Here is a 15258-nt window from a genome sequence, read left to right on the forward strand (position 1 = left end):
GGTTACGTTCGTTGCCATGAGCAGGCCGACGATGCCTGGCGCCGCACCGTCGCGCCCGCCATGGCGACTGACTGGCTCAGCGCTCCTGGCGGTCGGCGTCCTGCTGGTCGTCGTCGCGTTCTGGTTGCCCGCCTGGCGCAGCGTCTACCCGGGACGGACCGATGTCACCCCGGGCACCGAGGTGATCGGCTGGGCGCTGCCGTTCGCGGTGATCGCCACCGTTTTCGCGGTGCTGTCGCTGGCCAACGCCAGTCCGACCCGCTGGGTGTGGCGGCAGGCCAGCCTGGGCATGCTCGTCTCCAACGTGCTCGCCTGCGGCAGCCTTACGGGGGTGTTCTGGTATTTCGAGGCCAACGACCCCTACGTCGAGGACGAACTCCTCGGCACCGGGCCGGGCATCGGCACCCTGCTGGCTCTGCTGGGCTGTCTGCTGATTCCGCTCGCCGGCACCCTCCCCGACGACAAGGAGCTGAGCACCGCCTCCGAACCCGACCATTAACCCGCACAACCAGATATCAACCGCTCACCCAGCAGTAGACCCGCTGGCCCGAGCTGACGGCCATCCGTGATCGCAACGACCGTCGAAACGCCACACGCACGGCGCGCCACACTGTCGCACCTCGACTACCGGCCTCGCACCTCTAGTACCTGTAGAGCTGCCCCGGATGTGGGGCAACGAATCGCGCCTACGACAGCGCCCACCGGCGATCGCCACCCGCCCACCGAGCGGTCCATATCTGGGGCAGCTCTACAGGAAGCGAACACCCCTACCACCGCCCCTGACCAAGCCCGCAGCCGACGGCCCACGGCCCGGGAGCGACGGCGGACTGAGGGCGCAACGGTCAGCCGTCGACCAAACGACCGTCGCGCAGGACGAGCACCCGGTCGGCGAGGTCGATCAGGGCCGGGTCGTGCGTGGCGACCAGCGCCGTCATGCCCCGGGCGTGTACCACCGCGCGCAGCAGGTCCATGATGGACCGGCCGGTCTCCGAGTCGAGCTGACCGGTAGGCTCGTCGGCGATGAGCAGGTCCGGTTCGTTGGCCAACGCGCGGGCCACCGCGACCCGCTGCTGCTGCCCGCCGGACAGTTCGTACGGGCGTTGCGCCGCGTGTCCGCCCAGACCGACCAGCTCCAGCAGCACCGCGACGCGCTCCTCCCGCTCGGCGGCCGGCACCTGCGCGAGTCGCAGCGGCACGCCCACGTTCTCGGCGGCGGAGAGGATCGGCACCAGCCCGAAGGTCTGGAAGACGAACCCGACGGTGCCTCGGCGCAGACGCAGCAGCTCCGCCTCACCGGCCGCTGTGACGTCGTGCCCGGCCACCACCACCTGACCACTGTCCGGCCGGTCCAGTCCGCCGACCATGTTCAGCAGGGTGGTCTTGCCGGCGCCGGACCGGCCTCGGACGGCGACCAGCTCGCCGCGGTTGGCCGTGAACGAGACGTACCGCACCGCGTGCACGGCGCGTTCGCCCCGGCCGAAGGTCCGGCTCACCCCACTGACCCGGACCACCTCGCCGGGGTGCTCCGAGGGCACACCACCGAGACCGCCCGCGCCGGTCATCACCAGGTCCCGACCGCTCATGCCCGTGCCCCCCGCTCCTCCGAAGCCCGGTCACCGGGCCGTACCTGCACATGGTCCGGCTCCAGGTCGAGCCGAACCCGTTCCTTCAGCGAGAGCGCGTCGACGAACGCGGCCGGTAGCTGCATCCGGCCGTTGCGGTCCAGCACCGCGTACTCCTCGCTGACCAGCTCCGTGTTGCCGTCCGCGCCGATCCGGGCGGTCCGGCGTACCTCGGAGGCGGTCCGGCCGTCGCGGATCGCGACGGTCCGGCGGACCTGCGTGGCCACGGCGTGGTCGTGGGTGACGACCACGATGGTCACGCCCAGCTCGGCGTTGATGGTGCGCAGCGCCCCGAAGACGTCCGCGCCGGTCGCCTCGTCCAACTCGCCGGTCGGCTCGTCGGCGAAGAGCACCTCCGGGTCGTTGGCCACTGCCACCGCCACCGCGACCCGCTGCTGTTCGCCGCCGCTGAGCTGCCCCGGCCGCCGGTCGGCGCAGTAGCCCACGCCGACCATGTCGAGCAGTTCGGTAGCCCGCTGCCGGCGCGCTTTCCGGCCCAGCTTGCCGGCCAACTCCATCGGCAGCTCGACATTTTCCCGTGCGTTGAGGTACGGCAACAGGTTGCGACCGGTCTGCTGCCAGACGAACCCAACCAGCTCCCGCCGGTAGCTCAGCCGCCGCTTGGCGGACAGCGAGAGCAGGTCGTAGTCGGCCACCCGGGCGATGCCGGCGGTCGGTGTGTCCAGACCGGAGAGGATGTTCAGCAGGGTCGACTTGCCCGAGCCGGAAGCGCCGACGATCGCCACCAGCTCACCCCGGTCGATGACCAGGTCGAGCCCCTGTAGGGCGACCACCTCCACCCCCTCGGTCTTGAAGATGCGCACCAGGCCGTCACAGACGATGTGGCCACGCAGTCGGTCCTGCCCACCGGCCCGCTCGGCGGCGCGTTGCGCTGCCCGCTGTTGCAGGGCGGCCAGGTCCGGCACCAGTGGAGTCTGGGCGGTAGCGGTCATCTCAGCTCTCCTCTCCGAGCCGAAGCACCTCTCCGAGGCGCAACCGGCGGTTGTTCAAGGCCTCGACGGCGACCGCGAAGCCGAGGGCGACCGCCCCGAGCGCGAGCACCGCGGCGACCAGGCTGGGCTCGAAGGCCACCTGAACCGGCACACCACTGGTGAACGCGGACAGGCCGAGCACCGGGTTGAGCAACAGGGGCAGCACCGCGCCGACCAGCGCACCGGTCAGCACCGACACCGCGACCAGCGGGGTCAACTCGACCAACAGCAGCCCACGCCACTGTCGGCGGGACAGGCCGAGGGTCCGCAGCCGGGACAGCACCTGGCCCCGGGCGCGCGCTCCGGCGAGCACCGTGAACGCGATGGCGAGCAGCCCGAGCACACTGCCGCCGACGGCACCGGCCACGAAACCGAATGCCAGCACGCCGTTCGCCCCGCCGTCACCGAGATCCTGGCGGACGTCCGCCCGGGTGTTCACGGTGACCCCGATCAGCCGGTCCCGACCGCTGAAGGCACCGTTGCGCTGATAGCGCTCCTGTCCCTGGTCGCCGGCCCGGCGCAGCGCCTCCGCGTCGAGCGAGTCGCCGGCGATCAGCAGGCTGGACGGCGCGGGTGTGGTGGTCCGCTCCGGAAGTGCCTGCCAGGGCAGGATCACGAAACGATCGGCGTTCTCCGACACCAGCGGAAAATCGTCCTCGGTGCCGGCCACCCGGAACTCGTACCGTTGCCCCTGCACCGAGATGAAGGCGGAATCGCCCAGCCCGGCCTTGGCCAGGTCGGCGGCGACCGCCGGTGAGACGATCGCGGGCACCGGCCCCGGGCCGGGTCGGGCGGTGCGTACCGCGTCCGGCACCGGCAGGTCCACCTGGGATTCGCGGGCCACAGTGTCCAGTCCCGACCCGTCGACCAGCAGCACGTCCGTCTGGGCGAGCCGCGCGTCGGTGCCGACCTCGTCGGACGCCAGCCGCTCGTCCTCCTGGTAGACGACCCGGGTGACGGCCCGCACCCCGGGCAGGCGACCCAGCTCGTCGATCGTGTCCGGGGCGAAGCGCTCGCCGCGGATCACCGCGTCGGCCGGCACGATCCGCTCGGCGGCCCGGTCCCGGCTCGCGTCGACTCCGGCGGCGACGACCGCGCAGAACGCGGCCGTGCCGATCGCCAGCACCACGACGACCAGCGGAGCGGCGACCGCCGCGCGACCGGCCCGCGCCGTGCCGAGGAAGGCGACGCTGCCCCTGGTCCGTGCGGCAAGCCGGCTGACCAGCAACAACGGCCAGGGGTACGCCCGCAGCGCGAGCACCGCGGCGGCGATCGCGAGCAGCACCGGCACCGACACCAGCAGCGGGTCCACCTCACCCAGGGTGAGGCCACGCCGGCGCAGCAGCACCGCGCCGAGTCCGGCGAGCAGCAGCAGGGAAACCTCGACGGTGAGCCGACGGGCCGACGGGCGTACCCGGACCAGGTCCCGTCGGGACGCCCCGCCGGCCGGTACGGCCAACGTCGCCAGCGGCAGTGCGAGCGTGAGGAGCACTGTCGCCCCGACGATGTACGGCGCGGTCGGGTCCGGGGCACCGGGGAACAGGGTCCCCAGCCACCAGCCGAGCGCGGCGGCGACGGGCACCACCAGCACCGATTCGGCGAGGCTGCGGCGGGCGCCGGCGGTGGCCGCGCCACCGCGGGCACGCAGCAGCACGAACTCGGAGCGGCGCCGGCGGATGGCGAGGCTGGCGGCGAGCACGATGAGTCCCGCCAGGGTGGCCAGTACGCCGGCCGCGATCACCGCGAGCAGGGTCCGGGCGGCGTCGATCTGGGCGGCGAACGCGCGCAACGGAACGTCGATGCCCTGGGTCAACGTGAGGTCCGCCGGCTTCTCGCGCTGCATCTGCTGCAAACCGTCGATCATCTGGTCCAGGTTCTGTGCGTCGATCTGGTCGACACCCGGTCGGTACCGCCAGTTCGACTGGACCGGCCAGCCCTCGGCGGCGCGCTTGTTGAGGGTCGACTGCGCGACCACGCCGACGATGGTGAACGGCTGGCCGTCTCCGACCGGTTCGATGATCTGGAGCAGCTGCGGCAGACCGTCCCAGATGCCGTTCGCACGATCGACCGGGCGGAACAGCCCGGACACCACCAGCGGGACGCCGTTGAGGAGTCGGCCCTTGTCGTCGGTGTTGCCGATGCTCAGTTGGCTGCCGGACCGCAGGTTGAGCTTGCGTGCCACGTCGACGTCGAGCGCCACCTCGATCGGCCGGTCCGGCACGTACGTCTCGCTGGGCCACGCCCCGTCGACGAGTGTGCTGGCGTTCTGGATGTCGGGCAGGGTCCGGAGGCCCAGGTCGACCAGCAGGTTGCGGGCCTTGAGGTCCGGTCCGACCACCCGGGCCGGCGTGATGTCCGCGCTGTACCACCGCTCGGACACCGCCGAACGCACCTGCGACGGCATCGTCGCGGCCAGGGCGTCGAACCGTTCCCGGGCCTTGCCCATGACCGTCGCCGTGGGGGGAGCGTCGACCACCCCCGTGCTGTACGACAGGTCCCGGCGGGCAGCCGGTTCGCTGACCAGCTGCGCCCGCAGCCCCTGTTCGGCAAGCCGGTTGACCAGTCGGGGCACCCCGCTGATCAGCAGCGTGACCACCAGGGTCAGCACCGCCAGGAGCAGGAACTGCCCGCCGTACGTCCGGACCCGCCGGACGGCCGCGCCGACGCTCATCGTTCTCCCCCGATTCGCAGCTGCACCGCCGCCACCCGCTGACGGATGCCGGTGGCGATGAACGCGCTGAAGGCGAGCGCCGCCAGCAGCAGACCGACCGCCGTCAGACCGATCGGAACCCAGGGCAACACGAACGTCGCCGGGGGAATCGGTCGGCCGGCGGCCGGGGTGAGGATGACCAGTGGGGCCATGGTCGCGCCGACCGCGGCACCGAGGAGCAACCCGACTCCCACGCCGATTCCGGCGAGGAAGGTCTGTTCGGCCAGCAGCGCCCGGGCCATCAGCCGGGGCGTCGCGCCGAGGGTGTGCAGCACCGCGAACTCGCCGAGCCGCCGACGGGCGGTGGCCCACACGTCCACCATCAGGCCGACGAGGGCGAGCAGCACCGCGCCGAGCGCGGCGGCGAGCATTCCGGTACGCGAGCCCTGCCAGTACGGGTCGTCGGCAGCCGCCTCCATGACCGCCTCCCGGTTGAGCACCGTGATGCCCGGCAGTTCGCTGGCCGCCCGGGCGGCGGCCGTCGGGTCGGTGGCTCCGATCCACCATTCCGGCACCTGCCGCACCGTCCCGTCGGTACGGATCAGCGTGTCGACCGCCGCGGGCAGGTCCAGCAGCACGCCGGCCGCGGTGGTGGTCGGCACGGCGCTCAGCTCACCGATCAGGTGCACCGGCACCGTCGCTCCGGAGAGCGTGAGGTCGACGGTGTCGCCGACGCGCAGGCTCAGCGCCTCGCGTACCTGGGGGGTCATCAGCACCGGCACGGCCGCCTTCGGGGCCGGCACGACCACGAACCGGGTCGACTCCTGGTCCATACGCCCCCACTCCGGCTGCCGTTCCACCGGGCGGGTGGTCACGAATCCGCTGCCGTTCACCGTCACCGGCAGGCGCGGTCCGCGGGCCCAGGTCGTCGCCCACTCACCGGTGAGCTCGGCAGGGCGAGCCGTACCCGCCGCGTCGACCACCTTCAGGTCGCTCAGCTGCAACCCGTACGAGTCGCCGGCCACCCGCCCGCCGTCGGCTTCGAACCCGGCGACCCGAAGGCGTGCTCCCCCGACGTCGGGTAGCTGGACCGTGAAGCGGGTGGCCCGCCCGTCGCTGGGGGCGGCGACCGCCGGCAGCCGGAAGGCGAGGCCTTCCGTGCTGGTGACCAGCAGCGCCACCGCGATCTGGTGCGGTTCGTACGCGTTGCCCACCGGCGTACGGACGGTGCCGGTGATCGTGCGGGTGCCTTCGGGTAGCTCGACGCCCCCGGCCGCTGCCCGCGCGCCGACCATCCGCTGGTACTGCTCCGAGACCGGCCCGTCGGCGAGGCGGTCGGCGAGGCGGACGGTCCCGGGCGCGTTGGCCGGATCGACACCGATCACTGTCGCCGGCAGGTTCTGCCGACCGACTCGCACCTCGTCCCGCCAGGCCGGCAGCACCCGGTCCACGCTCGGCAGCGCGGAGAGCTGCGCGGCCCTGTTCGGCGGGGCGACACCGGCCCGTTCGGTGATCCGGACGTCGGCGCCGACCGTGTATCCGGCCTGCTCGACCTGGGACCGCTCGCCCGTGCTGATCAGTGACCAGGCCAGGGTGCTGCCGCCGACGGCGAGGGCGAGCAGCAGGACCGGGCCGGCGTGCGGACGCCGACCGGCCTGCCACATGCCGAACATGGTGGCCGTCCAGGGACGTCGGTCGACGAAGCGCTCCGCGAACCGGGTGAGCGGCGGGAGCACCCGCAGCGCCAGCACGGCACCGGCCAGTACGCCGAGCGTCGGGGCGGCGACCAGCAGCGGGTCCAGCCCGAGCTGGCCGCCCGATCCGGCCAGCGGCGAGGCGTACCGGCGGAGCTGCACCCAGGCGAGGACGGCGAGCGCCACGAGCACCAGGTCGACGCTGGCGCGTTGGACGCTCGCCGACCGGTTCGGCCGGGACCGGGAAGCCATGTCGGCCACGTACGTGCCGGCGCCGCGCAGCGTCGGGAGGACCATGGCGACCAGGCAGCCGGCCGCGGTGGCCGCCGCTGCCGCCCAGAGGAGTGTGGTGTTACCGCCGGCGGTGTAGAGGGACGCCGACCCGCCGGGTCGGATGTACCGCAGCGCCTCACCGGCGATCAGCGGACCGAGGACGGCGGCCGGGGCGACCACCAGGGTCGCCTCCCGGGCGGCCAGGCCGGCCAACTGCCGGCGGGCGGCGCCGCGGGCACGCAGCAGCGCGGTCTGCGGGCGGCGGTCCTCGTGCAGGAGGGCTGCGACCAGCACCAGCGCGTACCCACCGAGCACCAGGATCAGCAGCAACGGGGTGGCCAGCGAGGAACGACCCACCAGGTCGGCGCGGCCGATCCGGTCCAGCAGCGTCTCCATCTTCGTCGCCACCTGCCCGGAGCTGCCGAGCTGAGCTGCCTCGGGCACCGCGGTGGTCGCCTCGGTGAGGGCGTTCCGCACGGCGGGGAGGTCGGCGGTGTCGACGGCGCCGAGGTCCGGTTGGGCCAGCCAGGACGCCGACACCGAGCCCGGGAACGTGGTGACGAAGTCAGCCGGGTCGAGCGTGAACGGCCCGTACGAGGTGCCGGAACCGGCGCTGCCCGCTCCGACTCCGGGGGCCAGCAGCCAGTACGTCTCGGTCGGGTCGCGGGGCCGCCAGGTGCCGGCGAGCACCAGTTCACCGCGTCGTTCGGTGGCCCGGTCGCGCACCGGGATGCGTTCGCCGACGGTGAGGCCGAGAGTGCCGGCGACCCGCTCCGGCAGGCTCACCTCGACGGGGTTCGCGCCGGGGCGGGGCCAGGCTCCGGCGGTCAACTCCGCGTGGCCGGCGAGGTCCTCGAGCGTGGCCAGGTTCGCGAAGACCGGCTCGTCGTCCGGGCGGGGAACCTGCCCGAGGTCTCCGGTCAGCTCCCGGCCGGTGCCGTACCTGCCGGCGGCGACGGTGACCGGCGCACCGGCGAGCCCGTCGGCGAACTCCGCCCGGACCGCCCTGTCCCGGTTGGCGAACTCCGCCGCGTCACGTCCACCGGACCCACTGACCAGGAGCCCGCGCTCCTCGGCCGGCGAGGCGGCGACGAGGGCCCGCTGCCCGGCGTCCACCGCCCGCCGGTTGTAGTCAGACAGCCCGGTGACCAACGCGACGGCGACGAGGGCGGCGATCACCGCGGCAACCAGCAGCCCTCGCGCCTCGCGGGCCCGCCTCCACACCAGCTTCATCCGACGCCTCCCCTGGCCCTGGCGGGCCGACGACCATCAAGACAGGTCACCTACCGGGAAAGGTTCGCGCCCGTTACTTGATCGTTATTACGGGAGGGTCGGGCGGCTACCTGCCGCTTCGAACGGTGCGGATGCCGAACACCACCGAGCCGATCACCAGCACGACGCCGATGAGCTGCAGGCCCGGGGAGTCGTCGGCCCCTCCGAGTACGACGCCGGCGATGCCGAGTGCCACCCCGAGGAGCGCGACGGCGGTCAGGGCGTACCTCATGGGGTCTCCTCCTCCACCCATTCGAGCAGGTCTCCGGGCTGGCATTCGAGCACCCGACACATCGCCTCCAGGGTGCTGAAGCGGACCGCTTTGGCGCGGCCGTTCTTGAGCACCGCCACGTTGGCCGGCGTGAGCCCGACGCGCTCGGCGAACTCTCCGACGCTCATCTTGCGCTTGGCCAACTCGACGTCGATGCGGACGACGATGGGCATCAGATCACCGCTTCCATGTCGGTCCGCAGCGTGGTGGCCTGCCGCAGCAGCGCACGCATCACCACCATGAGGAGCCCCAGCACGGTGACGCCCACCGTCAGGAGGAACAGCAGGAGGGGCACTCCCGGGTCGTCCGCGTTGAAGCCGACCCAGAGGAAGACCGCCACGAGCACCACCCAGGCCGCGGCGATGGCCCAGACGATGGCGTCCACCCACTTCAGCGACGCCTCGGTGAAGATGCGGTCGTTCTTGACCAGGCTGAGCAACTGCCAGGTCGCGACGATGACCACCTGGACGCACAGCACCCAGAACACCGTCACGGCGGTCGCCGGCCAGCGTAGGTGCGCGTCCTCCGGCGACTGTTCGGCCATGTACGCGAACTGACCGGGCAGCGAGAGGGTCTGGAACACGACCAGGACCCCGAACAGCACCACGAGAAAGACTCTGAGAGCGGCTACCGCTCGATGCTCTGTAACCATGCATCGAGTTTCGCTCGTTACCTATCGAAAGTCAATCGGTTCGCTCGCCGATGTCCTTTGACGGGACCACGTCATCCGCCGGCGACGGTCTCGCCTTCTGCGGGTAGAACGTCTCGTGCCGGGCCAGCATGGCCACGAACTCCACGATTTTTCGCTCGCGGGTCTCCACCCGCTTCACCGCGTTGAGGCGGTGGATGAGGGCGAACCGGTTGGCCTTGGTGAGCACGTCGAGCATCGCCTGCGCGGCGGGCTCGGCGGCGATGGCGGCGAGGAGGTCGGCCGGCACCTCCGCCTCCGACGGCGGGGCGTAGGCCGCCGCCCACCGACCGTCCGCCTTCGCCGCCTCCACGGCGGCACGCCCCGCCGGTGTCATCCGCCCCTGCTCCTCCAACCGGGCCACGTTCGCCACGTTGCGTTGTGACCAGGAGCTGCGCGGCCGGCGCGGGGTGAACCGGATCCAGGAGGACCCCTCGTCCCGTCTGCGGGCCTGGCCATCGATCCAGCCGAAGCACAGGCCCTCGTCGACCGCCTGCTGCCAGGTCAGCGACGTGACCGTGCCGCCCTTCCTGGTCAGGGCCAACCAGACCCCGGGCGACGAGGTGTGGTTGGCCGACAACCAGGTGCGCAACGCGTCGGCGTCCGCGACGACCAACTCAGCCAGCTCGGCGCTCGTCATGCCGGCAGGCTAGCCCCCGGGTCCGACAACCGGTGCCCACCGTGCGACGCGAGCAGCGCGTCCGCCACGGCGGCGGCGTCGGCGTCGGCCACGTCCGACGGGTACTCCGGCAGCAGGTCGTCCCAGGCGACCAGCCACGACCCGAACAACTGGGCCTGCCCCTGCGGCCGGGCGAAGAACCAGATGTGCAGGTGCGCGCCGCCGTCACCGAAGCGGTAGACGTGGGCCCGCGAGATGTGCGGCAGCGCCTGCACGTGGCGAGCAATGCGGGTGCTCAACAACCCCAGCTCGGCCGCCAGTTCGTCGGGCAGATCCTCCATGTCGTGGTGCTCGAGCGGCATCAGCATGAGCACGAGCGGGACGCCGACGCCCTTGATCCGGATCAGTCGCCAGCGCTCGTTGAACCAGATCCCCTCGTTCCGGTTGCGGCAGGCATCGCAGTCCGACGGGTCTTCGCCGTGCCGGGCCGGTTCCGGCAGCACCGGCGGCCGCATCGGCGACACCCGAAGCCCGTCCGCCTCGAACGGGCTGATGTCCCAACCCGTCATGCGCGCCAACGGAAGCCGCCGCTCGCCGTCGGCAGCAGCGAGCGCGTGGTCGTAGAACTCGTCCGGTCGCAAGGCCATGCGGCAGACAGTAGTACGGGATGATCCACATTGGCGGGCCCGAAGGGCGCATCCAGGCCGGCCACCACGGCGACGGGAGGAGGTTGCGCGTGACCGTCGACCCGATCGGGCGCAAATGCAGGGACCTGGTCTTCTCCGACAGCACCGATCGTTGGATCGGACGGCTGCTCCTGCTGTTCCTGGTGGTGGCCCTGCCAAGGGAGATGTCCGGCCCGAGCCTGGCCGGGTTGCCGTTCGACGTCGGAGCGGCGGCTTTCTTCGCGATCCTGGGCTGGCTCTGTTTCCGGATGGGCTTCCGCGTGCGGCTGACGGCCCGGCGCGACCACTTCGAGGTGCTCAACCCGCTGAGCGTCGAGCGCATCGCCTACCGCGACGTGGCGTCGATCGACCGCGATCTGCTCTCGGTCCGCATCACAGTGGCCTCCGGTGAACGCGTCCGGGTGTGGGGTCTGTCCGACTCGCTGCTGGGCACCGGAGGATCGAGAGGCCAGCACCTGGTCGACCGCCTCGACGCGATCGCCGACGAGCGGCAGACCGCCGACGGCCCGCCCCGCTCGCGCAGCCGTTTCCCCGACTGGTGGGTGGCGCCCGCACTGTTCGCGCTCTTCTCGGGGGCGATCGTCTACCGCCTGATGACGCGGTGACCCGGCGTACGGCACCCTGTTCGTGGCGGCGGCCGGTCACGGGCGGGCCGACGCCCTCGGGGTCCGACCCGGGTCGTTGATCTGCCGCCGGAAGGCGAGGTACGCGCTCAGGTTGACCAGCAGCATCACCAGCCCGATCACCGAGGCCAGGAGCCCCACGTCGAGGCTCGGTAGCGCCACGAACGTCAGTGCGGCGAGCACGATGGCGAAGATGTTGAGGAAGGTGAAACCCAGCACCAGTTCGTTGAGCAGGCGGGAACGACGGTCCTGGAGCCGACCGACCAGTTGCTGGTGCAGCGTTCGCACGAAGTCGAGCCGCTCGTCCAACGTGGTGAGGACGAGCCGGAACTTCCACTGCTGCTCCAGCGCGTTCCAGACGGTGCCGCCGGCCGCGTCGAGGTGCGCCTCCACCGACGAATAGCCGAGCCGGAACAGGCGGATGCGGTGGTAGCCGCGCAGGATGCGCTTGGCCTGGTCTTCGAGAGCACTCATCGACAGGTCCGCGCGCCCCGGGTCGATCTGGGACAGCTCGGCCGAGAGCACCGCGTCGTAGCGCAGAGCCGCAGCCCAGCAGACGTGGTGCACCCCGGTCAACCGCGCCAACAGCAGGGCCCGGCGCGACCCGAAGTCGTTGACCACGGCGGTGGTGTGCGAGCCGACCCGCAGCACGCCATCCCGGGCTCCGTCGGGCGTGCAGTCCACACCGTCCGGGGTGAACTCCTCGGCGATGGCGCGCCGCCGCGCCGGATCGCAGTCCGGGTCCACCCGCACGGCGAAGGTGGTGTTGGCCCAGAGCACGAACACCTCGTCCGCACCGGCCGGCGCCGGCAGGATGGCTCGCAGGAGCCGGGTCACAGCGGGCACCATCCGCTGCACCGGAGGGGCGACCTCGTCGACCACGTCCCCGTCGCCACTGACGATGCCGTCTGGCAGCTGGTACGTGACGCACAGGAGACCGCAGTCGACGTTCCAGAGGCTCACCCGCACAGAGAGCACCTGCCACGCACCAGAGGCAGTCGTGGGCAGCAGAGATGCCTCGATCTCCTGCTCGGCGACCCGCAGGATCTCCTGGCCACCGCTGATCTCCATGGTCGGCCGTGGCATGCTGCCGAGCAGCTCGTCGAGGAGTCGTTGACCGTAGGGCTGCAACGCGAGGTCGTCGAGGCCGTCGGTGACGTTCCACCCCGCCGGCACGTCACGGTCGGATCCGGTCTCAGTGGACAGCTGACACGGGAAGTAGGCAACCACACGTACCGACGTGACGTCCTTGAGCATCAGCGACCTCTCCCCGACCGACCCCCGCAGGGTATCGAGGAAGTCAACAACGTCGATCACCACGAGCGCCACATCGATACGGCTCCCGGCCAACCAGCGCACCCCGACGGTCCGGCCGACCAGCGCACCCCGACGGTCCGGCCGACCAGCGCTTCGCGGCGGTGGCGCGACGACTCGGCATCCACCGCGGCGGCGTCTCACGGGCGGGCCTTCCAGCCCTGCGGCGCGCGGCTCGGCAGCGCGCGACACAGCAGCGCGCGACACAGCAGCGCGCGACACAGCAGCGCGCGACACAGCAGCGCGCGACACAGCAGCGCGCGATCCGACGTCGAGGTCTGGTCGCTGGTGGCCTCCGAGTGGCGGGACACCGAGGCGCACACGAAAGCCACGGCCAGGACGTTGGTGGTAGCCAGCCCGTACCGAGCAACCGTCATGGGCTGGCTATGTTCGCCGGTGGTAGTGGTTGCGGCGGGGGACCTGGTCGGGGTCGAGCCAGGCCGGTGGCACGAACTCCGGATTGCCGTCGTCGCCAAGCCGCACCGTCCACTCACTGTGGTGGATGTGTCGGTGGTGGTGGCCGCAGAGCAGGACGGCGTTGGTGAGGTTGGTGGGGCCGCCGTCGGCCCAGTGGTGGATGTGGTGGGCGTTGCACCAGCGGGGTGGTCGGTCGCAGCCGGGGAAGGCGCATCCGCCGTCGCGTAGCACCAGCGCCCGACGCAACGCACCGGTGACGAGGCGGCGTTGTCGACCGACGTCGAGGACCTGGCCCGCGCCGCCGAGGACGGCGGGCAGGATCGCCGCGTCGCAGGCCAGCCTCCGCACCGTGTCGGGGGTGAGCTGCAGGCCGATGTCGAGGGCGCCGGCGCCGAGGTGCCGGGTCAGGGTGTCGTAGCCGGTGGTGACGACGATCTGGGCCGGGTCGCCGCCGCTGTCGGGCAGGTCACCGGTGCGCAGGGCGAGTCGGCAGACGTCGGCGAGGGCGTCGTGGCGACGTTGCCCGGCGCAGCGGGTGTCGTCCGGGCAGGCGGGTGCGCTGAGCGGGTCGATGGCGGCGCGCAGCATGCCGGCGGCCTCGGCGTCGAGGATTCCGGTGAGTCGCAGCCGCCCGTCGGTCTGCGCGGACAGGGTGAGGTGCCGGTCGCGGGTGGCGCGAGCGTCCTCGGCGGCCAGTGCTGCGGCTGCGGCGGCGTCGGCGAGGTCGGGGGCGACGTGGTCGAGGATCCGGGTGCCGAGTTTGCGCAGCAGGGTGGGGTCGAACTGCCCGGCCCACTCGACCAGGACTCCAACCGCCTTGTCGGCCACCTCGGCACCCGCCGACGCCGTCACCGTGGCTGCCGCGTCGGCGATGACCCGCGCCTGCTCCGCAGTGACCATCCCGCCCGCCAACGCCTCCAGCACCCCAGGTGGGGCGACGTCGACCGAGGCCGCGAGCCCGACGAGCCGACGCGCGGCCGAGACGTCGAGGCGCAGACGATCGCGCAACCACACCGTTGTCGAGGACGCGCCCTGCGCGATCGCGGTGCCCCGACCGTCCAGCTCCCGGACCACCGCCAACTGCACCGCCGCCAGGCGCTGCTGCAAGCGATGAGTGGCGTCGAGCGCCGCGATCAGCTCACGCTCGGAGAGTGCCCAGGCAGCAGCGTCGGCGCAGCTCGCCACCGCACTGTCCGCCCGCGCCAACTCATCGATCACAGGCAAATCTTAGAACAGGTGTACGACAGAAATTGGCCGCGCGAAAGCGGGTACCGAAGCGACCACCCCACCGAAAGCAACCACCGCCAAGATCTGCACAACATCAGCGATGTTGCTGCCTCCCAGGCGTCGGAGGCAGCAACATCGGCGAAGTTGCCCGAATCTTGGGCGTGGCATCGGGGTCGAGGCAGCAGAGCAGGGCCGGCGGGCGAGCTGTGCACGCGTCGCCTAACGAGTGATCAGCCAGCACCGCCGCAGCAGGGCGAGCGACCCCTGAAAGACGTCGTCAGCCCCCCGCCAGCTCCGGCCGATGCTCTCGAATCCAGGCCGCCACGTCCGACCTTCGCCAGACCTTTCCCATGGCCAGCACGGCAACCGGCTCGGGGAAGTTCCGTTGATTGGCGATCACGGACGCACGCTGCCGGGACACGTTGCCCAGCATCTCCCGAATCTCCGACACGCCGACGAGGTCCACACATTGACCATGACAGCGGCGACGTCGACAGTTAGCGACAACTACGCAGTCTGTTGACACGGGCAATAGACGGCGGCACGATTGGTGCATGACCGCACCGAAGCCCGACCAGCAGCCTCTGCACGGCCTCCACCCCGTGCATCAGCACCTGCCGCGTCGGCCGTCATGGCTGTGCCGCGTGTGCGCCGCGACCTGGCCGTGTGCCTGCGCGCGGATGTTGCTGCGGGTGGAGTACGGGACCGACCGGGTGGCGCTGTCGATCTACATGGCCAACCAGCTGTTCGACGCGACGGCCGACCTGCTCACGCTCAACCCCCAGCCCGCGCCCGACCCACGGGAACTGTTCGACAGGTTCCTGGCGTGGACGGCCCAGCCGCGCCCATGACCGCGCAGCGGCCCAGCCTTGAACGCGTGGACGGCCCAGCCGCGCCCGTGACCGCCGGG

Annotated in this window: 16 protein-coding genes; 3 read left to right on the plus strand and 13 right to left on the minus strand. The window is 71.8% G+C overall.

Annotated elements, in window-relative coordinates:
• Positions 1-16 precede the first annotated feature (16 nt).
• Entirely contained in the window at positions 17-499 is a 483-nt protein-coding gene (locus tag O3438_RS14215; protein ID WP_269680429.1) for a hypothetical protein, read from the plus strand.
• Positions 500-842: 343 nt separating this feature from the next.
• On the opposite strand, the gene O3438_RS14220 is transcribed toward O3438_RS14215, so the two are convergent.
• From O3438_RS14220 to O3438_RS14260, 9 genes are all read right to left on the minus strand, one after another.
• On the minus strand, positions 843-1562 hold the full coding sequence (locus tag O3438_RS14220; protein ID WP_269683644.1) for an ABC transporter ATP-binding protein: 720 nt from the start codon (positions 1560-1562) through the stop codon (positions 843-845).
• A 17-nt stretch (positions 1563-1579) separates the two neighbouring features.
• Entirely contained in the window at positions 1580-2575 is a 996-nt protein-coding gene (locus O3438_RS14225; protein WP_269680430.1) for an ABC transporter ATP-binding protein, read from the minus strand.
• Position 2576: 1 nt separating this feature from the next.
• On the minus strand, positions 2577-5285 hold the full coding sequence (locus O3438_RS14230; RefSeq protein WP_269680431.1) for an ABC transporter permease: 2709 nt from the start codon (positions 5283-5285) through the stop codon (positions 2577-2579).
• Entirely contained in the window at positions 5282-8464 is a 3183-nt protein-coding gene (locus O3438_RS14235) for an ABC transporter permease (protein WP_269680432.1), read from the minus strand. Before O3438_RS14235 ends, O3438_RS14230 begins: the two co-directional genes overlap by 4 nt.
• 106 nt (positions 8465-8570) lie before the next feature.
• Positions 8571-8735 carry a hypothetical protein gene (locus tag O3438_RS14240; RefSeq protein WP_269680433.1) on the minus strand — a complete coding sequence of 55 codons (165 nt, stop codon included), beginning with the start codon at positions 8733-8735 and terminating at the stop codon, positions 8571-8573.
• The gene (locus O3438_RS14245) at positions 8732-8947 is read right to left on the minus strand and encodes a helix-turn-helix domain-containing protein (RefSeq protein ID WP_030488645.1); all 216 of its coding nucleotides are present in this window, start codon (positions 8945-8947) and stop codon (positions 8732-8734) included. The genes O3438_RS14240 and O3438_RS14245 overlap by 4 nt, the downstream gene beginning before the upstream one ends.
• Positions 8947-9381: a DUF2975 domain-containing protein gene (locus O3438_RS14250; RefSeq protein ID WP_269680434.1), complete on the minus strand. Its 435-nt coding sequence runs from the start codon at positions 9379-9381 to the stop codon at positions 8947-8949. The genes O3438_RS14245 and O3438_RS14250 overlap by 1 nt, the downstream gene beginning before the upstream one ends.
• A gap of 76 nt (positions 9382-9457) precedes the next feature.
• Positions 9458-10102 (minus strand): YdeI/OmpD-associated family protein, encoded by a 645-nt coding sequence (locus tag O3438_RS14255; protein ID WP_269680435.1) that lies wholly within the window; start codon positions 10100-10102, stop codon positions 9458-9460.
• Complete coding sequence (locus tag O3438_RS14260; RefSeq protein ID WP_269680436.1) at positions 10099-10728, minus strand: hypothetical protein; 630 nt, start codon at positions 10726-10728, stop codon at positions 10099-10101. The genes O3438_RS14255 and O3438_RS14260 overlap by 4 nt, the downstream gene beginning before the upstream one ends.
• Before the next feature lie 89 nt (positions 10729-10817).
• Between O3438_RS14260 and O3438_RS14265 the strand changes: the two genes are divergently transcribed.
• Positions 10818-11372: a hypothetical protein gene (locus O3438_RS14265; RefSeq protein ID WP_269680437.1), complete on the plus strand. Its 555-nt coding sequence runs from the start codon at positions 10818-10820 to the stop codon at positions 11370-11372.
• A gap of 36 nt (positions 11373-11408) precedes the next feature.
• Here O3438_RS14265 and O3438_RS14270 read toward each other — a convergent pair whose 3' ends face one another.
• The 4 genes from O3438_RS14270 to O3438_RS14285 form a co-directional block, all read right to left on the minus strand.
• A complete protein-coding gene (locus tag O3438_RS14270) occupies positions 11409-12740 on the minus strand; it encodes a hypothetical protein (RefSeq protein WP_269680438.1) in 1332 nt (443 codons plus the stop codon).
• Positions 12741-12844: 104 nt separating this feature from the next.
• The gene (locus O3438_RS14275) at positions 12845-13081 is read right to left on the minus strand and encodes a hypothetical protein (RefSeq protein ID WP_269680439.1); all 237 of its coding nucleotides are present in this window, start codon (positions 13079-13081) and stop codon (positions 12845-12847) included.
• Positions 13082-13088: 7 nt separating this feature from the next.
• The gene (locus O3438_RS14280; protein ID WP_269680440.1) at positions 13089-14339 is read right to left on the minus strand and encodes an HNH endonuclease signature motif containing protein; all 1251 of its coding nucleotides are present in this window, start codon (positions 14337-14339) and stop codon (positions 13089-13091) included.
• A 286-nt stretch (positions 14340-14625) separates the two neighbouring features.
• Positions 14626-14814, minus strand: a complete 189-nt coding sequence (locus O3438_RS14285) for a hypothetical protein (RefSeq protein ID WP_269680441.1) — start codon at positions 14812-14814, stop codon at positions 14626-14628.
• 88 nt (positions 14815-14902) lie between these two features.
• Here O3438_RS14285 and O3438_RS14290 point away from each other — a divergent pair, with 88 nt between their 5' ends.
• Entirely contained in the window at positions 14903-15199 is a 297-nt protein-coding gene (locus O3438_RS14290; RefSeq protein ID WP_269680442.1) for a hypothetical protein, read from the plus strand.
• The last annotated feature ends 59 nt before the right edge of the window (positions 15200-15258 follow it).

This window comes from Micromonospora sp. WMMC250 (assembly GCF_027460215.1).
Lineage (GTDB): Bacteria > Actinomycetota > Actinomycetes > Mycobacteriales > Micromonosporaceae > Micromonospora > Micromonospora taraxaci.